The following is a 17,465-nucleotide window of genomic DNA, read 5'->3' on the forward strand; positions in this document are numbered from 1 at the left end:
ACTGACCCCGAGTCTAACCCAGCCACCGCGCGGGCGCAAACCGCTCTTCCCTGTGCCGATTCTCCGTGGCAAGGTCGGGCGTGGAAGGATCCAGCCATGCCAGTGACCACTTGTGTCTTCGACGCCTACGGAACGCTGTTCGACGTCAGCGCCGCCGCCCGCGAAGCCGCCGCCGAACCGGGACGCGAGACCTTCGCCGCCCATTGGCCCGCCCTTGCAGAGCACTGGCGGCGCAAGCAGTTGGAATATTCCTGGCTGCGCGCCGTGCGCGGCACGCATTGTGATTTCTGGCAGGTCACCAGGGATGCGCTCGACTGGGCGATGGAGGCAGAAGGGCTCGAGGACGCAGCACTCCGCGAACGCCTGCTGCAGCTCTACTGGCAGCTCTCGAGCTATACGGAGGTGCCGGAGGTCCTTGGCACGCTGCAGGCACAGGGGCTGAACACGGCGATTCTCTCCAACGGCTCGCCGGCCATGCTGGAGGGGGCCGTGCACTCCGCAGGCCTCGACGATTTGCTCGATGCGGTGCTCTCGGTCGAAAGCGTTGGCATCTTCAAACCCGCCCGCGCCGTCTATGACCTCGTCGGACAGCGTTTTGGCTGCACACCCGATCAGGTGCTCTTCGTCAGTTCCAACGGCTGGGATGTCTCCGCCGCTGCGGCCTATGGCTTTGTCACGGCCTGGGTCAATCGCGCAGGCGCACCTATGGACCGCCTCCCCGGAACCCCCGCCCATATCCTGCCCACCCTCGCCCCCATTCCGGCGCTGGAGATTTTCTGATGCCCCATTTCAAAAGCCACGACGGCGCCTCGATCTACTATGAGGACGCAGGCACCGGCACGCCCGTGCTCTGCCTGTCCGGTCTGACCCGCAACGCCCGCGACTTCGACTTCGTGGCCCCGCACCTGAGCGATGTCCGCCTGATCCGCATGGATTATCGCGGCCGCGGCCTCTCGCAATGGACCGGCCCCGAAACCTACAATGTCGGGACCGAGGCGAAGGACGCCATTGCCCTGCTCGACCACCTCGGCGTGGCGCGGGCTGGCATCCTCGGCACTTCGCGCGGCGGGCTGGTCGCGCTGATCCTCGCCGTCACGGCCCGCGACCGTCTGCTCGGCGTCGCCTTCAATGACGTCGGCCCGGAACTCTCGACCAAAGGCATCGACGCCATCGCGGGCTACCTCGGCCTGAACCCGCCCTTCGCCACGCTGGACGAAGCGGCCATGGCCCGCATGTCCGACCCCGCCTTCCCCGGCGTTCCGTTCGCGCGCTGGCGCCAGATGACCGCCCACACCAATACCGAAACCCCCGACGGTCTGGTCATCACCTACGATCCGGCCCTGCGCGAGGCCGTCTTTGGCGGCAGGCCGCAAGCCACCCCCGACCTCTGGCCGCTGTTCGATGCGCTGGCTGATCTGCCCTGCGCGGTGTTGCACGGCGCAAACTCCGACCTGCTGTCGCCTGAGGTCGTCGCCCGCATGGCCGATCACCACCCCGGTCTGATCACCGCCGATGTGCCTGATCGCGGCCATATCCCGTTTCTTGACGAGGCCCCTTCCCTCGCCGCCCTTTCTCTCTGGCTGGAAAAACTGCAATGAACTTCGACATGATCTTGGCCGCTGCGGCGCGCCTTGACGGGCACGCGCGCCACACGCCCCTGCTTTCCTCTCCCTTCCTCGATCAGATCGCCGGACGGCGCGTGCTGATCAAACCCGAATGCCTGCAGCACACCGGCAGCTTCAAGTTTCGCGGCGCATGGTCGGCGATTTCCGCCCTTGCCCCCGAGGTGCGCGATTGCGGCGTCATCGCCTTTTCCTCCGGCAACCACGCACAGGGCGTGGCTCTGGCCGCCAAGGCGCACGGCATCCCCTCGGTCATCGTCATGCCCGCCGACGCCCCGGCGCTGAAAATCGAAAACACCCGCGCCCTTGGTGCCGAGGTGGTGCTCTATGACCGCGCCACCCAGGACCGCGACGAGATCGGCGAATCGCTCGCGGTTGAGCGGGGGCTGACCCTGATCAAACCCTTCGACAATCCCTTCGTCATCGCCGGTCAGGGCACCATCGGGCTTGAGATCGCGGCCGACGCCGCCGATCTCGGCGTAACACAGGCCGAGCTGCTGGTCTGTTGCGGCGGCGGCGGTCTGACCTCCGGCATCGCGCTGGCCTGCGCCACGCGCGCGCCCGGTCTGCGTGTCCGCCCGGTGGAGCCTGAGGGCTTTGACGACGTCGCGCGCTCGCTGATCTCGGGCAAGATCGAAACCAACGCCGCCCTGTCGGGCAATATCTGCGACGCCATCATCACGCCGCACCCGGGCGAGATCACCTTTCCGATCATGAAATCCCGCTGCGGCCCCGGCCTGACGGTGAGCGAGGATCAGGCCCTGCAGGCCATGGCGCAGGCGTTTCTGCGGCTCAAGATCGTCGCGGAACCCGGTGGTGCCGTCGCCCTCGCCGCCGCGCTCTATCGCGGTGACGCGCTGGAGGGGGACACCGTCATCGCCGTGGTCTCTGGCGGCAACGTCGATCCGGCCATGTTCACCCGCGCGCTCGCCACGCTCTGAACGCTTGCAACGGGCGACCCTGTCAACCGCCGCTCGGGGTCCCCTCCCCGCAGCGGCGGTTTTGTATGCATGCCGGATGTCGAAAATCGCACCGACGCAATACCGACGCGTTACCGCAGGGAATACCGACGTTACGATTCAGGGCTCTCGGCGATTTTAATTGACAGGAACAACTACTTTTGCCACTGATCGCACAGCGAACAGGGAGGATGCTATGCGTACACAAGTGGCCATCATCGGCGGCGGCCCTTCGGGTCTCTTGCTGTCTCAACTGCTGCACAAGGCCGGGATCGACACCGTCGTGCTAGAGCGTCGCTCGCGCGACTATGTCCTCTCCCGCGTCCGTGCCGGCGTTCTGGAATGGGGCACGGTCGAGATGCTCCGCGAGGCCGGCGTCGGGGCCCGCATGGACGCCGAAGGCTTCCCCCACGACGGCACCTATCTTGCCACCCGCAACCAGGGCTTCCGCATCGATTTTCAGGAGCGCACCGGCAAGAAGGTCATGGTCTACGGCCAGACCGAAGTGACCCGCGATCTCTACGACGCACGCGAAGCGGCCGACGGCAAGGTCATCCACGAGGCCGAAGGCGTCACCCTGCACGACGCGAAAAGTGATGCGCCTTTCGTGACTTACATGAAAGACGGCACCGAACATCGCATCGACTGCGACTATATTGCGGGCTGCGATGGCTACCACGGGCCTTCCCGTCAGAGCATCCCCTCCACCGTGTTGCGTGAGTTTGAGCGGGTCTATCCCTTCGGCTGGCTCGGCGTGCTGTCGGAAACCCCACCAGTGTCCGAGGAGCTGATCTATGCCCAGCACACCCGCGGTTTCGCCCTCTGCTCAATGCGCAACGCCAACCTGTCGCGCTACTATCTGCAGGTCCCGCTCAGCGACAAGATCGACGCCTGGAGCGATGCCGCCTTCTGGGACGAGCTGAAGCGTCGCATCCCCGAGGACGCCGCCGATAGCATCATCACCGACAAGCTGATCGAAAAAAGCATAGCCCCGCTAAGGTCTTACGTCGCCGAGCCGATGACCTGGGGTCGCCTGTTCCTGGTCGGCGACGCCGCCCATATCGTGCCTCCCACCGGTGCCAAGGGCCTCAACCTCGCCGTGTCGGATGTGCACTATCTTTATCACGCGCTGGTGCAACACTACGCTGGCGACGACGAGGGGATCGCGACATACTCGGACAAGGCCCTCGCAAGGGTCTGGAAATCCGAGCGTTTTTCCTGGTCGATGACAACGATGCTGCATAACTTCCCCGAGCGGTCCGCGTTCGAGCAAAAGATGCAGGAGGCAGAGCTGGACTATCTGCGCATGTCCGACGCCGCGCAGACTGCTCTGGCTGAAAACTATGTGGGGCTGCCATACTGATGCGTATTGCGAAACTGGACGGGCTGAACGTCCACTATACGGACGAGGGCGATCCGAACGGCGCGCCCATCGTCTTTGCCAACTCCCTCGGTACCGATCTGCGGCTGTGGGACAAGCTGGTGCCGCTGCTGCCCGCCGGTCTGCGCATCATCCGTTATGACAAGCGCGGCCACGGCCTGACCGACGCCACCCCCGGCCCCTACTCCATGGGTACACTGGTGCGCGACGCCGAGATGCTACTGGATCACCTCTCCGTCAAGGACGCGCTTTTCGTCGGCCTGTCCATCGGCGGGATGATCGCGCAGGGCCTCGCCGTGAAACGGCTGGACCTGGTGCGCGCACTGGTGATCTCGAACTCCGCCGCCAAGATCGGCATGCCCGAGATGTGGGCCGAACGTATCCGCGCCACCCGCGAAGACGGGATCGAGAGCATGGCCGACGCCGTTCTGGAGCGCTGGTTCGGCAAGGCTTTCCGCGCCACGGAGGAGCTGGCGGCATGGCGCAATATGCTGATCCGTCAATCGGTTGAGGGCTACGCGGGCTGCTGCGCGGCCATTTCTGGCACCGATTTTTATACCCCCACCAGCGGGCTGCGCCTGCCGGTGCTGGGCATTGCGGGCAGCGAAGACGGCTCTACCCCGCCGGACCTTGTGCGCGAAACCATCGACCTCGTGCCGGGCTCCCGGTTTGAACTGATCCGTGGTGCGGGCCACCTGCCCTGCGCCGAAAAGCCCGAGGACTACGCGCGCCTCCTCACCACCTTCATCAAGGAGACCGGCCATGTCTGACGCCAAAACCGCCCGTTTTGAAAAGGGCATGGAGGTCCGCCGCTCGGTTCTGGGCGACGCCCATGTCGACCGCGCCGAAGCCGCCAAGACCGAGTTTGACGAGCCCTTCCAGACCCTGATCACCGAAGGGGCCTGGGGCACCGTCTGGGCCAGCGATGGCATCAGCCGCCGCGAACGCTCCATGCTGACGCTGGCGCTGCTGGCCGCCACCGGGAATTTTGAGGAAATCCCGATGCATATCCGCGCCACGGCACGCACGGGCGCGACCAAACAAGACGTGCAGGAGGCCTTCCAGCACGTCGCGATCTACGCCGGTGTGCCGAAAGCGAACCATGCGCTCAAGCTTGCCAAGGCGACCTATGCTGAAATGGAGGAGGACACGAAATGAAAGACTTAGGCCCGCTGATCCCGCGCAATCGGGATGCCCACCCGCCAGCCTACACGCCCGACTACAAGACATCTGTCACCCGCTCGCCCAAGTGGACGCTGCTGTCGATGGAGAGCACGCCGTCCGAGGAAACGGGTCCGCGCTTTGGCCATTCGATTTTGGGCGAATGGGACAACAACATGATCATGAACTTCACCAAGGGCAAGGCGCCTGCGGTGGGAGAGCGCATTCTGGTGCATGGTCGCGTGCTGGACGAAAACAATCGCCCCGTGCCGCATACGCTGATCGAGGCCTGGCAAGCCAATGCCGGTGGCCGCTATCGCCACAAGAAAGACACCTATTTCGCGCCGCTCGACCCCAACTTCGGCGGTTGCGGGCGCACCATCACGGATGAAAACGGCTACTACGAGTTCCTGACCATCCGCCCCGGCGCCTATCCCTGGCCGAACCGCGCCAATGACTGGCGTCCGATGCACATCCACTTTTCCATCTTCGGCACGGGCTTCGGCCAGCGCCTGATCACCCAGATGTATTTTGAGGGCGATCCCCTGATCAACCTCTGCCCGATCGTCAAGACGGTGCAGAGCCGTGGTCAGATCGAGGGCCTCGTCGCGCCGCTGGACATGTCCAAGGCGCGCGGCATGGATTTCCTCGCCTACAAGTTCGACATCGTTCTGCGCGGCCGCCGCCAGACCATGTTCGAGAACAAGCTGGAAGGGATGTAAATCATGGTTCAGAAACTGGATACTCTGGTCGAAACCGCCTCGCAAACCGCTGGCCCCTACGTCCATATCGGCTGCATGCCCACCTACGCCGGTATTGGCGGCATCTATGAGACAGAGATCGGCGAAAGCCCAATCTCGGACGGCGCCAAGGGTGAAATCATTGAAATCACAGGTGAAGTCATCGACGGCACCGGCTGGGCGCTGCGTGACGCGATGCTGGAGAGCTGGCAACCCGATGCCGCCGGGATCTTCCCCGGCGCAGAGGGCGCGGACCCTGCCGTCAATGGTTTCTGCCGGTTCGCGGCGGATTTCGAGAGCGGCAAGTTCACCCTGCGGACCGTCAAACCGGGCACCTACAAGGGCCGCGGCGGTGTGGTTCAGGCGCCGCACATCTCGCTCTGGGTGGTGTCGCGGGGCATCAACACCGGCCTGCAGACCCGGATCTATTTCGAGGATGAGGACAACAGCAACGACCCACTGCTGAACCGGATCGAACAGCGCCCGCGCGCCGACACGCTGATCGCCAAGAAGACCGCCGAGGGGAAATATACCTTCAACGTTGTGCTTCAGGGCGACAAGGAAACGGTCTTTCTGGACCTCTGATGGCGGATTTCCTGCTCATCCATGGATCATGCCACGGCGCATGGTGCTGGCGTGACACGATCCGCGAGATCACTGCCTTGGGCCACACGGCCCGGGCCATCGACCTTCCGGGGCGCGCAGACGATGCGCGCCCCGTTTGCGACATGACGCTGGCCCTGTCGGCCGAGGCGATCGTCGCAGCACTTGGCCGCGAACCTGTCCATCTGGTCGGCCATTCCGCAGGCGGATTCCCGATCTCTGCCGCGGCGGAACTTGCGCCCGAGCGCATCGCCCGCCTCTATTACCTCTGCGCCTACGCGCCCCGTGACGGTGTCTCGATGATCGACATGCGCCGCGAACAGGCCAGCCAGCCGCTACTGAGCGCGGTGCGCAAATCCCCCGACGGGCTGCGCTATGCCGCCGACCCCGCGCAGTCGATCCCCTTGTTTTACCACGACGTCGCGCCAGAGACTGCCCGATGGGCCACAGACCTGCTCTGCGCCGAGCCGATCAAACCGCAAGCGACGCCGATTGCCCTTGGCCCCGCCTATGCTTCGGTGCCGCGCTGCTATATCCAGTGCACCGACGATCGCACCATCCCGCCCGAATACCAGACGAGGATGGCCGCTACCTTCGCGCCAAAGGACAGATACCACATGCCGACCAGCCACTCTCCCTTCCTCTCCGACCCGCGCGGCCTCGCCGCCCTGCTGACCCAGATCGCGGAGGCAAACTGATGGCCGGTTCCGTGCACGACAGCCAGATGTACAACAAGCTGTTCCCGACCGGCGACGCAGGCCGCCTGTTCACCGACAGCGCCGAGGTCCGCTCGATGCTGATCGTCGAGGGGGCACTGGCCAAGGCGCAGGGCGCGCTCGGTCTGATCCCCGAGGTCAGCGCCGCCTTCATCCACCGCGCCACGCTGGAAATTCCGATCGATCCCGGTGGGCTGGCGGTGAGCGCAGGCAAGAACGGTGTGCCAGTGCCGGGCCTCGTCGCCGCCTTTCGCAAGGCTTTGGAGGCGCCCGAGCACGCGCAATATGTCCACTGGGGCGCGACCTCGCAGGACATCATGGACACCGCCCAGATGCTGCGACTGCGCCAGCTGCTGAACCATTGCGAAACCGGGCTGACGACGCTTCTCTCGGCGCTGGCCGATCTGGCCGAAACCCACGCCGCCCTGCCGATGGCCGGGCGGACCTATGGCCAGTTCGCCACCCCCGTCAGCTTTGGCAGCCATGTCGCGGGCTGGGGCTGGCCGCTGCTGGATCTGCTGGGTGAGTTGCCTGCGCTTCGTGACGCCTCGCTCTGGGTGTCGCTGTCCGGTGCCGCTGGTACGGGGGCCGAGTTCGCAGGCCAAGGCGCCACCCTGCGCGCCGCCCTTGCCGAAGGGCTGGGCCTGCGCGATCCCGGGCGCAGCTGGCACGCCGACCGCGGCCCGGTGCTGCGCATCGCGGGCTGGCTGACGCGCATGGCGCAACTGCTCGGCAAGATGGGGGACGATCTGATCCTGATGGCGCAATCCAGCGCGGGAGAGGTGCGTGTCGGGGCCTCTGGCGGCTCCTCGACCATGCCGCAGAAACAGAACCCGGTGCAGCCCTCGGTCCTGCTGGCGCTGGCACGTCAGGTGGTCGGGCTGAACGCCACAATGCAAAACTCCGGGATGCCGCGTCAGGAACGTGACGGCGCCGCTTGGTTCACCGAATGGCTGACCCTGCCGCAGTTGTGCCTGTCGGCCGCCGCAGCACTGGAAACCGCGCAGGACATGGTGCCGGGCCTGACCCCAGACGGCGACGCGATGCTTGAAGTCTTCACCAGCTCTCATGGCTTGCTTCATGCCGAAGCGCTATCCTTCCGCCTCGCCGCCACCATGCCCCGACCCGAGGCGCAGGAGGCCGTCAAGGCGCTGGCCAAACAGGTCATCGCCACAGGCACACCTCTGGGGGATCTGGCCCGCGCCGCCTATCCCGATCTGGACCTCAGCGGACTGTTTGAGCCGGATCAGCAGATGGGCGACGCACCCGCCAACGCCCGCGCCTTTGCCGGGGCCGTGCGCAGCCTCTGATGCGGCAATTGACTTCGATGCGCGGCCCTGCCTAGCTGGCCGCGCGTCCATGGGCGCCTGGTAAAACGAGCCACCCCATGCTGACGACGCCAAAAAGCGCCCTGCCGAAGTACGTCCTGCTGCTGACTGTGGTGATCGACGCCATGGGCATCGGGCTGATCTTTCCCGTCATGCCAGACCTGATCCGCGATGTGCTGCACACCGATCTGTCCCATGCCGCGCTGTGGGGAGGCGCCCTGATCACCGTTTTCGCGCTGATGCAGTTCATCTTTGGCCCGATCATCGGCAACCTCTCGGACGCTTACGGACGCCGCCCGGTGCTGCTGGTGTCTCTCGCCGTCATGGTGGGGGATTACGTGGTGATGGCGCTGGCGGGGTCGATCTGGCTGCTGATGCTGGGGCGGCTGGTCGGCGGCATCACCTCCGCCACCCATGCGACCGCAACCGCCTTCATGGCCGACATTTCCGCCGCCGAGACCAAGGCCGCGAACTTCGGTCTGCTTGGCGCAGGCTTTGGTCTGGGGTTCGTTCTGGGCCCGATCATGGGCGGCTTTCTGGCTGAGTTTGGCACCCGAGCGCCCTTTCTGGCCGCTGGCGCCCTCGCCGCTTGCAACCTGCTGCTGGCGCTGCTGATCCTGCCCGAGACCGTCCCCCCCGAGCGCCGCCGCCCATTCAGCTGGCGGCGCGCCAATCCCCTCGGGGCGCTGCAGGCCATCGCGCGGCTGCCTGGGCTGCGCAGCCTGCTGACCGTGATTTTCCTCTACGATATCTCGATGCAGGTCTATGGCGTGATCTGGGCCTATTTCGGTCAGGCGCGCTTTGGCTGGGATTCCCGGCTGATCGGCATTTCCCTGACGCTCTATGGCGTTGCGATGATCCTGGTGCAGGCGCTTCTGTTCCGCCCGACCATGGCCCGACTTGGAGAACGCAGGACCGTCCTTTTCGGTCTCGGGGCGAACGTGGTCTTTCTCAGCATCCTCAGCGTGATCCGCAGCGGGACCGCGACGCTGATCATCACGCCGCTCAGCGCCTTGGGAGAGCTGGCGCAACCCGCCCTGATCGCCATCGCCAGCCGCGCCGCGCCAGATGACGCTCAGGGCGAAATGCAGGGCGTGCTTTCATCGTTGATGGCGCTGGCGATGATCGTCACCCCGCTGATCATGACCACGATCTTCGGGTTTTTCACCGCACCGGAGGCGCCGATCTTCCTGCCGGGCGCGCCCTTTGCGGCCGCGGCGCTGCTGCTCATCCCCGCCATCGCGATTTTTGCCTTGTTCGCCCGGCGCTAAGATGGCTAATTTCGACCAGAGGAATTAAATTTCACCAATTGGATCTCATGAGGCCGCATCCCTGCGCCTCACATCTGGGAGAGAGATGACATGCAAAAGATCAAAGCCGCCCTGTGCCGCGAATATGGCGCGCCGCTGACCATTGAAGAGGTGATGCTGCGCGCGCCTCAAATGGGCGAAGTCGAAGTGACTCTGGAGGCCGTCGCGATCTGTCACTCCGATATTTCCTTTTGGCAGGGCGGGTTTGGCGGGCATCTGCCAGCGGTCTACGGGCATGAAGCGGCAGGCCGCGTCAGTGCGCTCGGCGAGGGCGTGCATGGTCTCAGCATCGGCGATCCGGTCTGTGTCACGCTGATCCGCGCCTGCGGACATTGCGACACCTGCGGCGGCGGTCACCCGACGATCTGCGAAACGCCCTACGACTCGGTCGGTCAAAGCGCCCTGTCGCTGGAAGACGGCACCCCGGTGATGCAGGCGATGGCCTCGGGCGCCTTTGCCGAAAAGATGGTGGTGGATCAAAGTCAGGTCGTGGCGATCCCTGAGTCGGTGCCAATGGGTGCCGCCTCTCTGATCTCTTGCGGGGTGATCACGGGCGTCGGCGCGGCGGTCTATGCCAGCGGCATCACGGCCGGTCAGGATGTGGTGGTGATCGGCGCCGGCGGCGTCGGGCTGAACGCCATTCAGGGCGCGCGGATCGCCGGGGCCCGCCGCATCGTCGCCGTCGACATGCTGCCGGAAAAACTGGACGCCGCCAAGGAGTTCGGGGCCACGGATGTCGTCAGCGCCGAAGGCAAGCCCTGGAGTGAAGTGAAGAAAATCCTCGGGCGCGGCGCGGATGCCGTGCTGGTCACCGTCGGAGTCGCTCAGGTCTATGACATGGCCCCGCGCTACCTTGCACGCGGCGGGCGGATCGTGATGGTCGGCATGCCCCACGGCGACAAGACCGCCAGCTATTCGCCGCTGATCATGGCGGACTCGGGGCAGGCGATTGTCGGCTCGAAGATGGGTAACGTTGTGATCAAGCGCGACATTCCCTGGATGGTCGACCTCTACGGTCAGGGACGGCTGAAACTCGATGAGCTGATCTCGGGCACCTGGCGGCTGGATCAGATCAACGAGGCGATTGCCGATACGCTGACCGGGAGCGCACGCCGGAACGTGATCCTGTTCAAATGAAGCTCGCGGACCTCGATATCATCGTGACCTCCCCACCCGCTCCGGGCTGGGGGGGCCGCTACTGGATCCTGGTCAAGGTCACGACCGCCTGCGGCATCGTCGGCTGGGGCGAATGTTACGCCGCCAGCGTCGGCCCCGCAGCGATGAAGGCCGTGATCACCGATGTCTTCGCGCGTCACATGGCCGGCGAGAACCCCGAGAATATCGAGCTGATGTTCCGCCGCGCCTATTCCTCCGGCTTCACGCAGCGCCCGGACCTGACCGTCATGGGCGCGTTTTCGGGGCTGGAGATCGCCTGCTGGGACATCCTCGGCAAGGCACGCGAGCGGCCTGTCTGGGCGCTGCTCGGCGGCAAGATGAATGACCGGATCCGCGCCTATTCCTACCTCTACCCGCTGCCGCATCACGATATGGGCAGCTATTGGCGCAGTGCCGAGATGGCTGCGGAAAGCGCGGCGGACCTCGTGGAACGGGGCTATACGGCGGTCAAGTTCGACCCCGCCGGCCCCTATACGATCCGCGGTGGACATATGCCATCGATGTCGGATTTGTCATTCTCAGCAGAGGTTTGCGCGGCGGTGCGAGATGCCGTCGGTACCCGCGCCGACCTGCTCTTCGGGACCCACGGCCAGTTCACTGCCGCCGGAGCCCTACGTCTGGCGCGGGCCATTGCCCCCTATGACCCGCTGTGGTTCGAGGAACCCGTCGCCCCGGATGATCTGCCCGGCATGGCGCGGGTCTGTGCGCAATCCGGGCTGCAGGTTGCGACGGGCGAACGGCTGACCACACTCGCCGAATTCCGCGCCGCACTTGAGGCCGGGGTCGCCATCGTGCAGCCTGCTCTGGGGCGCGCTGGTGGGATCTGGGAGGCCCGCAAGATCGCCGTTCTGGCACAGGCTTACGGCGCGCAGGTCGCCCCGCATCTGTATGCCGGGCCGGTGGAGTGGGCGGCGAATATCCACCTTTGCACCGCGATTCCAAATATTCTCATGGCCGAGACCATCGAAACGCCTTACCATTCCGCCTTGATTGGCGGCGCTTTTGCCGTCGAGGGCGGCTTTATTTCGCCAACCGACGCGCCGGGTCTCGGGTTTGAACTGGACGAAACGCTTGCGCGGCGGCATGAATACGATGGCAGCCAATTGCACCTAGAGATGCAACAAGCCCCCTGTCGCTACGATATGGACAATGCCTTTCAAGGCGGCGCCCCTCGCGATTGACCGGACAGCACGCGATTTGACGCGGCAAGCAACTGGTTGTGGCGCGCGGCGCCCTCAGACCAGACGGATCTAATTTTGACTGATATCATGGACTTGCCGACTCCTCCGCGTGAAATGACCGAGAATGCTCAGATGGCGGCGGCCTTTCTAAAGGCGCTGGCCCATGAAGGCCGACTGATGATTCTGTGTCACCTCGGCGCTGGCGAAAAATCGGTGAGCGAGCTTGAGGCCTTGCTGGGCACACGTCAGGCCGCCGTCAGTCAGATGCTGGCGCGGCTGCGCGAAGAAGGTTTCGTCAAGACGCGGCGCGATGGCAAGGCGGTGTATTACAGCATCGCCGATTCCAATACCGTCGCCATCATCGGCCTGCTGTATTCGCTGTTTTGCGAACCTGAAACTGGGGCTGAGGCAGACTAAGCCGGTCTGCGCCGCGCCTTTTCGGCCAGATGCGCCGGCAGCAATCTGCGATGCAAAGCCGAGACGATCAGCGCCGCCACCAGCATCGCTGCACCGCCCGACATCTCGTTGAAGGCCCCGTGACCGACGGTGCCGACCTCGGCCGTGAGCAGAAATATCATATTGGAATCAAGGCCAAAGTTCGTTGTGCGCGGGTTGGCCCGCAGGATCGCACCGGCCGCCAGAAACACCGCCACCAGCAGGTAGAGGCCGAGGGAATTCAGCTCAAGCGTGGCGCCGATCAGGCGGTAGACGATGGCGGCGGCGATGCCGATGGCACTGCCCGGCAGGATGTAACGCAGCGCCGGGCTGGCGTCGGGCATCCCTCCCATCAGGGCGGAAAAGATACTGAGCGCGAGGGCAAATCCCACTGCCCAGAAGTCTCCGACCAGCAGGGCGATGCTCATGCCGAGGATCGTGCAAGCCATTGCCACGCAACCATTTTTAAGACCACGGACGCCCCCGTGATTGGCGCGGATCGGGAGCCTGTCGCCGCCGCGCAGCGGGGTGAAGGGGAAGGTCGCCGCCGTCACCGCGATGACACCGATCAGCGTGCACCAGACCCGGTCAACGGCGAGATTCAGCGGCGCGGCATGGTTCGCCATGGCGGGCAGGACCACCACGGCAACCGTGATCGCCGCCATCATCGCACCGTAGCTATAGACCGTCCCGATCCAGAAAGCGGCCAGCGTGCCAAGCCCGACAGAGAGGCCGACGGCCAGCGTCAGCAGCACCGGGTTCGGCAAATAATACAACGCTGCCAAACCGATAGCAGCGCCGATCAACGTCCCAATGATACGCAGGATGGCGCGGATCACGAGGTCTTCGCGGAACGCCTGACTGACCACCCAGATCGGCATCACGGCCCAATAGGGATTGTGCAACTCGAACACCCAAGCCACGGCGAGCGCGCCTGCGGCTGCGATGAAAAGCTGAACTGCGCGCCAGATCCAGTGCTGCATGAACCGTGAAACTCCTGATGAGATTTATGTGACGCATCCTGTAAATGCAGTTGCCGCAGTTGGCTAGGCTGGGACCGGGCAGAGCCGCGCAAGGCTGCCTGCCGCTGGGTGCAATACGGCGAAACCGGGCGTGCCGCAGGGCGTGAAAACCGCGAAATCGGGATGTCGGTATCCCGTCGGTATCTGAACGGTAATTGAACGGTGCGCTTTTGGCCGTGCGGCGGGGTGGTGCGGCGTTAACCCTGCGGGACAATGATGAGGCGATCAGAGGCCCTCGTGCCCGCCCCTTTTGGAAAGCCCTGCCATGTCCCGCCGCAAACCCCTGACCAAGACACAGCGCATCGCTCAGGAGCGTCTGTACCGCTATGCCTGGGAGGAGAGCCGCGACATGCTGGACCTCGATCAGCTGCGCGACACCGTGCCCGACGCCTGGCACACGCTGGAGCAGGATCTCGACGTGCGCGAGAAGAAGGAGAAGGTGACGCTCTACCTCGATGTGTCGGTGGCGAAGTTCTATCGCGGCATGGGCACCGGCTATCAGACGCGGATCAACCGGCTGCTGGCGACCTGGGCGCAGATGAAAATCGCCGAGGCAATGCGCGGCGATGCCCTGCTGAACCGGGTCGAGGGGGAGGGCGTGTCTGCGCCGGAGGCCCTGAAATGAGAAACGCCCATCGAGGGGATCCCCGGCGGGCGCTTCCTTAAGTCTTGGCAAGTGCGGCCCCCGCAGGAGCCAACCCCTTAGACCAGAGCGAGGTTGACCGCGCTCTCGCGGCCATCGCGGCCGGCTTCGATGTCGAAGGTCACTTTCGCGCCGTCACGCAGGCCGGTGAGGCCCGAACGCTCGACTGCGGAAATGTGAACGAATACGTCCTTGCGGCCGCCTTCGGGCTCAATAAAGCCGAAACCTTTGGTTGTGTTGAACCATTTCACGGTGCCGTTGGCCATCCGGAAATCTCCTGTCTTGTTTGCTGCCCGCGGGATGCGGCAGCCCGGCTACGTGGTCGATCGATAACTGTAGCCATACAGAAACAGAAAGGTCGAAAGAGGTCGCTTAGCCACCTGAATATGCCAGCGATTCTGATTCGTGTGAAGAGAAATCAGCAGGGGATTTTTCCGCATCCACCTGTTTTCTATGACGCAAAGGCAGGGGGGACGGAAAAATGCGCTCGAAAGGCCCGCTCAGCCCCTGCGGAGGCTATGCCCGAGAGGGCTCAGCCAGAGGTTGCGGACGTGGCGGCGCGGGGTGCGCGCAGGCCCGGTGCGGATAGCGGCGATCCGCTGGCGCAACCGGGGTCAAACGGCGGGCTTGCGCCGCAGTTTGGCGGGGGCATTGCAAGGCGGCGGGGCGCACGCCACCTTCTACAGCACACCCCGCGGCACCCCGCCGCGATGGTAAGTTCGATGAAGGAGACAGAGATGACCTTTCATACCAAACTTCTTGGCACCGCTGCGGCGGCTGGCCTGATCCTCGCCCCCCTTGCCCCCGCTTTCGCGCAAGAGGCCCCTGCCCCGACCGCGCCCCCTGCGGCCCAGACGGAACAGGCGCAGGTGCCCTTTAGCGACGACCAGATCGACAGCTTTGTCGATGCGGCGGTCGAAGTGTCGGAGGTGCGCGACACCTATCTGCCGCAGATCCAGGCCGCCAAGGATGATTCCGAGGCTGCGGAACTGACGCAGAAGGCGCAGGCCGATATGGCTGCCGCCGTGTCCAAGACCGAGGGCATGGACGTCGATACCTACAACAAGATCAGCCAGACCGCGCAGACCGACCCGGCGCTGAACGACCGGCTGGTGGCGATGATCACCGAACGCACGAAGCAACCGACCAACGACGGCTGAGGACCGGTATCCCCTCCCGGACCGATCCTGAGCAGCGCCGTCCCCGAAAGGGGGCGGCGTTTTGGGTTGGGGGGCCTGCGGCGGCGGTGGACCCCACCCTATGCATAAAAAAAGGCGGCCCCGGAGGCCGCCTTTTCTTCGTTTAACGCGCGAACTTCTTGTACTTGATCCGCTTAGGCTCCAGCGAATCCGCTCCAAGGCGGCGTTTCTTGTCTTCCTCGTAGTCGGCGAAGTTGCCCTCGAACCATTCCACATGCGCTTCGCCCTCGAAGGCGAGGATGTGGGTACAGATCCGGTCGAGGAAGAAGCGGTCGTGCGAGATCACCACGGCGCAGCCGGCGAAATCGACGAGGGCGTCTTCCAGCGCGCGCAGGGTTTCGACGTCGAGGTCGTTGGTCGGTTCATCGAGCAGCAGCACGTTGCCACCGGCGCGCAGCAGGCGGGCCATGTGGACGCGGTTCCGCTCACCACCCGACAGCAGCGACACCTTCTTCTGCTGGTCACTGCCCTTGAAGTTGAAGGCCGAGCAATAGGCGCGGGCGTTCACTTCGGCGTCGCCGAGCTTGATGATGTCGAGGCCGTCGGCGATCGCTTCCCAGACGTTCTCTTTCGGGTCGAGGTCGTCGCGGTTCTGATCGACGTAGGACAGCTTGACCGTGTCGCCGTATTCGACCGTGCCCTCGTCCGGGGTTTCCTGACCGGTCAGCATGCGGAACAGGGTTGTCTTACCCGCACCGTTGGGGCCGATGACGCCGACGATGCCACCGGGCGGCAGCGAGAAGGACAGCCCCTCGACCAGAAGCTTGTCGCCCATGGCCTTCTTCAGACCCTCGACCTCGATCACCTTGGTGCCAAGGCGCGGGCCGTTCGGGATGATGATCTGGGCGTTGGAGAGTTTCTCACGCTCGGACTGGTTCGCCATCTCGTTGTAGGACTTGATGCGGGCCTTGGACTTGGCCTGACGGGCTTTGGGGGACTGACGCATCCACTCCAGCTCGCGCTCCAGCGTCTTGACCTTGGACTTGTCGTCGCGCGATTCCTGCATCAGGCGCTTGGCCTTCTGTTCCAGCCAGGCGGAATAGTTGCCCTCGTAAGGGATGCCCTTGCCGCGGTCGAGTTCGAGGATCCAGCTGGTGATGTCATCCAGGAAGTAGCGGTCGTGGGTGACGATCAGGATGGTGCCCTTGTACTCCATCAGGTGGTTTTGCAGCCAGGCGATGGTTTCGGCGTCAAGGTGGTTGGTCGGCTCATCCAGCAGCAGCATGTCGGGCGCTTCGAGCAGCAGCTTGCACAGCGCGACACGGCGTTTCTCACCGCCCGAAAGGGTCGTGACGTCAGCATCATCGGGCGGGCAGCGCAGGGCTTCGAGCGAGATGTCGATCTGGGCGTCGAGATCCCAGAGGTTCTGGGCGTCGATTTCATCCTGCAGGGCGGCCATTTCATCGGCCGTCTCGTCGGAATAGTTCATCGCCAGTTCGTTATAGCGGTCGAGGATCGCCTGTTTCGGCGCGACGCCGAGCATGACGTTGCCGCGCACGTCGAGCTTGGGGTCGAGTTCGGGCTCCTGCGGCAGGTAGCCGACCTTGGCGCCTTCGGCGTGCCAGGCTTCGCCCTGAAAATCCTTGTCCCAGCCGGCCATGATCTTGAGCAGGGTGGATTTACCCGACCCGTTGACGCCGACGACGCCGATCTTGACGCCGGGCAGGAAGTTCAGGTGAATGTTCTCGAAACATTTCTTGCCGCCCGGGTAGGCCTTCGAGACCCCGGACATGTGATAGACGTATTGGTAGGCGGCCATGGAGATGCTCCCTCTGGGTATTGCGCTGAAGCGCGATGACAGGGTGTTGCGCTTTGGCGCTAGATACAGAAGCCGGGCGGCAGGGGCAATCCGGGTGCGGCGCCGAGGGGCGGAAATCCGGCGGGTTTTGCCGCGCTTTCGGTATAAAATAAACCTCACGGGGCTTGCGTTATAGGCTGTGCGCGCAGGAACCCTTTCGCACACGCGGGCGTTGAACATGTTAAGCACGG

The 17,465-nt window shown here is 64.5% G+C and carries 19 protein-coding genes; 16 read left to right on the forward strand and 3 right to left on the reverse strand.

Features of this window, described 5'->3' with window-relative positions:
• Nucleotides 1-96: 96 nt before the first annotated feature.
• The 14 genes from F3W81_RS12070 (at nt 97) to F3W81_RS12135 (ending at nt 12,594) form a co-directional block, all read left to right on the forward strand.
• The gene (locus tag F3W81_RS12070; RefSeq protein WP_193079412.1) at nt 97-780 is read left to right on the forward strand and encodes a haloacid dehalogenase type II; all 684 of its coding nucleotides are present in this window, start codon (nt 97-99) and stop codon (nt 778-780) included.
• On the forward strand, nt 780-1,598 hold the full coding sequence (locus F3W81_RS12075) for an alpha/beta fold hydrolase (protein WP_193079413.1): 819 nt from the start codon (nt 780-782) through the stop codon (nt 1,596-1,598). Before F3W81_RS12070 ends, F3W81_RS12075 begins: the two co-directional genes overlap by 1 nt.
• Nucleotides 1,595-2,563: a threonine ammonia-lyase gene (locus tag F3W81_RS12080; protein WP_193079414.1), complete on the forward strand. Its 969-nt coding sequence runs from the start codon at nt 1,595-1,597 to the stop codon at nt 2,561-2,563. Before F3W81_RS12075 ends, F3W81_RS12080 begins: the two co-directional genes overlap by 4 nt.
• Before the next feature lie 214 nt (nt 2,564-2,777).
• Nucleotides 2,778-3,944, forward strand: a complete 1,167-nt coding sequence (gene pobA, locus F3W81_RS12085) for a 4-hydroxybenzoate 3-monooxygenase (RefSeq protein WP_193079415.1) — start codon at nt 2,778-2,780, stop codon at nt 3,942-3,944.
• Nucleotides 3,944-4,732: a 3-oxoadipate enol-lactonase gene (gene pcaD, locus F3W81_RS12090; protein ID WP_193079416.1), complete on the forward strand. Its 789-nt coding sequence runs from the start codon at nt 3,944-3,946 to the stop codon at nt 4,730-4,732. The genes pobA and pcaD overlap by 1 nt, the downstream gene beginning before the upstream one ends.
• The gene (pcaC, locus tag F3W81_RS12095; protein WP_193079417.1) at nt 4,725-5,120 is read left to right on the forward strand and encodes a 4-carboxymuconolactone decarboxylase; all 396 of its coding nucleotides are present in this window, start codon (nt 4,725-4,727) and stop codon (nt 5,118-5,120) included. The genes pcaD and pcaC overlap by 8 nt, the downstream gene beginning before the upstream one ends.
• Nucleotides 5,117-5,845: a protocatechuate 3,4-dioxygenase subunit beta gene (gene pcaH / locus F3W81_RS12100; RefSeq protein ID WP_193079418.1), complete on the forward strand. Its 729-nt coding sequence runs from the start codon at nt 5,117-5,119 to the stop codon at nt 5,843-5,845. The genes pcaC and pcaH overlap by 4 nt, the downstream gene beginning before the upstream one ends.
• Nucleotides 5,846-5,848: 3 nt before the next feature.
• Complete coding sequence (gene pcaG / locus F3W81_RS12105) at nt 5,849-6,448, forward strand: protocatechuate 3,4-dioxygenase subunit alpha (RefSeq protein WP_193079419.1); 600 nt, start codon at nt 5,849-5,851, stop codon at nt 6,446-6,448.
• Complete coding sequence (locus F3W81_RS12110) at nt 6,448-7,164, forward strand: alpha/beta fold hydrolase (RefSeq protein ID WP_193079420.1); 717 nt, start codon at nt 6,448-6,450, stop codon at nt 7,162-7,164. Before pcaG ends, F3W81_RS12110 begins: the two co-directional genes overlap by 1 nt.
• Entirely contained in the window at nt 7,164-8,492 is a 1,329-nt protein-coding gene (locus F3W81_RS12115) for a class-II fumarase/aspartase family protein (protein WP_193079421.1), read from the forward strand. The genes F3W81_RS12110 and F3W81_RS12115 overlap by 1 nt, the downstream gene beginning before the upstream one ends.
• Nucleotides 8,493-8,569: 77 nt before the next feature.
• The gene (locus F3W81_RS12120) at nt 8,570-9,781 is read left to right on the forward strand and encodes an MFS transporter (protein ID WP_193079422.1); all 1,212 of its coding nucleotides are present in this window, start codon (nt 8,570-8,572) and stop codon (nt 9,779-9,781) included.
• Nucleotides 9,782-9,871: 90 nt separating this feature from the next.
• Complete coding sequence (locus F3W81_RS12125) at nt 9,872-10,957, forward strand: zinc-binding dehydrogenase (RefSeq protein WP_193079423.1); 1,086 nt, start codon at nt 9,872-9,874, stop codon at nt 10,955-10,957.
• Complete coding sequence (locus F3W81_RS12130; RefSeq protein WP_193079424.1) at nt 10,954-12,177, forward strand: mandelate racemase/muconate lactonizing enzyme family protein; 1,224 nt, start codon at nt 10,954-10,956, stop codon at nt 12,175-12,177. The genes F3W81_RS12125 and F3W81_RS12130 overlap by 4 nt, the downstream gene beginning before the upstream one ends.
• Before the next feature lie 87 nt (nt 12,178-12,264).
• On the forward strand, nt 12,265-12,594 hold the full coding sequence (locus tag F3W81_RS12135; RefSeq protein ID WP_226941661.1) for an ArsR/SmtB family transcription factor: 330 nt from the start codon (nt 12,265-12,267) through the stop codon (nt 12,592-12,594).
• On the opposite strand, the gene F3W81_RS12140 is transcribed toward F3W81_RS12135, so the two are convergent.
• The gene (locus F3W81_RS12140) at nt 12,591-13,595 is read right to left on the reverse strand and encodes an FUSC family protein (RefSeq protein ID WP_193079425.1); all 1,005 of its coding nucleotides are present in this window, start codon (nt 13,593-13,595) and stop codon (nt 12,591-12,593) included. The genes F3W81_RS12135 and F3W81_RS12140 overlap by 4 nt on opposite strands.
• Nucleotides 13,596-13,899: 304 nt before the next feature.
• On the opposite strand from F3W81_RS12140, the gene F3W81_RS12145 reads away from it, so the two are divergent.
• On the forward strand, nt 13,900-14,259 hold the full coding sequence (locus F3W81_RS12145; RefSeq protein WP_193079426.1) for a BrnA antitoxin family protein: 360 nt from the start codon (nt 13,900-13,902) through the stop codon (nt 14,257-14,259).
• A 77-nt stretch (nt 14,260-14,336) separates the two neighbouring features.
• Here F3W81_RS12145 and F3W81_RS12150 read toward each other — a convergent pair whose 3' ends face one another.
• The gene (locus F3W81_RS12150; protein WP_119399911.1) at nt 14,337-14,543 is read right to left on the reverse strand and encodes a cold-shock protein; all 207 of its coding nucleotides are present in this window, start codon (nt 14,541-14,543) and stop codon (nt 14,337-14,339) included.
• A gap of 471 nt (nt 14,544-15,014) precedes the next feature.
• Here F3W81_RS12150 and F3W81_RS12155 point away from each other — a divergent pair, with 471 nt between their 5' ends.
• Nucleotides 15,015-15,437 (forward strand): DUF4168 domain-containing protein, encoded by a 423-nt coding sequence (locus F3W81_RS12155; RefSeq protein WP_193079427.1) that lies wholly within the window; start codon nt 15,015-15,017, stop codon nt 15,435-15,437.
• A 142-nt stretch (nt 15,438-15,579) separates the two neighbouring features.
• Here the strand turns inward: F3W81_RS12155 and ettA are convergent, their stop codons facing one another.
• Nucleotides 15,580-17,235: an energy-dependent translational throttle protein EttA gene (gene ettA / locus F3W81_RS12160; RefSeq protein ID WP_193079428.1), complete on the reverse strand. Its 1,656-nt coding sequence runs from the start codon at nt 17,233-17,235 to the stop codon at nt 15,580-15,582.
• Nucleotides 17,236-17,465 lie beyond the last annotated feature (230 nt).

This window comes from Pseudooceanicola spongiae (assembly GCF_014899185.1).
In the GTDB taxonomy this organism is placed as follows: domain Bacteria; phylum Pseudomonadota; class Alphaproteobacteria; order Rhodobacterales; family Rhodobacteraceae; genus Pseudooceanicola; species Pseudooceanicola spongiae.

Excerpts from the sequence above, each read along its gene's own strand:
- F3W81_RS12070 (WP_193079412.1), top strand. The coding sequence starts at position 97 with ATGCCAGTGACCACTTGTGTCTTCGACGCCTACGGAACGCTGTTCGAC.
- F3W81_RS12075 (WP_193079413.1), top strand. The coding sequence starts at position 780 with ATGCCCCATTTCAAAAGCCACGACGGCGCCTCGATCTACTATGAGGAC.
- F3W81_RS12080 (WP_193079414.1), top strand. The coding sequence starts at position 1,595 with ATGAACTTCGACATGATCTTGGCCGCTGCGGCGCGCCTTGACGGGCAC.
- pobA (WP_193079415.1), top strand. The coding sequence starts at position 2,778 with ATGCGTACACAAGTGGCCATCATCGGCGGCGGCCCTTCGGGTCTCTTG.
- pcaD (WP_193079416.1), top strand. The coding sequence starts at position 3,944 with ATGCGTATTGCGAAACTGGACGGGCTGAACGTCCACTATACGGACGAG.
- pcaC (WP_193079417.1), top strand. The coding sequence starts at position 4,725 with ATGTCTGACGCCAAAACCGCCCGTTTTGAAAAGGGCATGGAGGTCCGC.
- pcaH (WP_193079418.1), top strand. The coding sequence starts at position 5,117 with ATGAAAGACTTAGGCCCGCTGATCCCGCGCAATCGGGATGCCCACCCG.
- pcaG (WP_193079419.1), top strand. The coding sequence starts at position 5,849 with ATGGTTCAGAAACTGGATACTCTGGTCGAAACCGCCTCGCAAACCGCT.
- F3W81_RS12110 (WP_193079420.1), top strand. The coding sequence starts at position 6,448 with ATGGCGGATTTCCTGCTCATCCATGGATCATGCCACGGCGCATGGTGC.
- F3W81_RS12115 (WP_193079421.1), top strand. The coding sequence starts at position 7,164 with ATGGCCGGTTCCGTGCACGACAGCCAGATGTACAACAAGCTGTTCCCG.
- F3W81_RS12120 (WP_193079422.1), top strand. The coding sequence starts at position 8,570 with ATGCTGACGACGCCAAAAAGCGCCCTGCCGAAGTACGTCCTGCTGCTG.
- F3W81_RS12125 (WP_193079423.1), top strand. The coding sequence starts at position 9,872 with ATGCAAAAGATCAAAGCCGCCCTGTGCCGCGAATATGGCGCGCCGCTG.
- F3W81_RS12130 (WP_193079424.1), top strand. The coding sequence starts at position 10,954 with ATGAAGCTCGCGGACCTCGATATCATCGTGACCTCCCCACCCGCTCCG.
- F3W81_RS12135 (WP_226941661.1), top strand. The coding sequence starts at position 12,265 with ATGGACTTGCCGACTCCTCCGCGTGAAATGACCGAGAATGCTCAGATG.
- F3W81_RS12140 (WP_193079425.1), bottom strand. The coding sequence starts at position 13,595 with ATGCAGCACTGGATCTGGCGCGCAGTTCAGCTTTTCATCGCAGCCGCA.
- F3W81_RS12145 (WP_193079426.1), top strand. The coding sequence starts at position 13,900 with ATGTCCCGCCGCAAACCCCTGACCAAGACACAGCGCATCGCTCAGGAG.
- F3W81_RS12150 (WP_119399911.1), bottom strand. The coding sequence starts at position 14,543 with ATGGCCAACGGCACCGTGAAATGGTTCAACACAACCAAAGGTTTCGGC.
- F3W81_RS12155 (WP_193079427.1), top strand. The coding sequence starts at position 15,015 with ATGACCTTTCATACCAAACTTCTTGGCACCGCTGCGGCGGCTGGCCTG.
- ettA (WP_193079428.1), bottom strand. The coding sequence starts at position 17,235 with ATGGCCGCCTACCAATACGTCTATCACATGTCCGGGGTCTCGAAGGCC.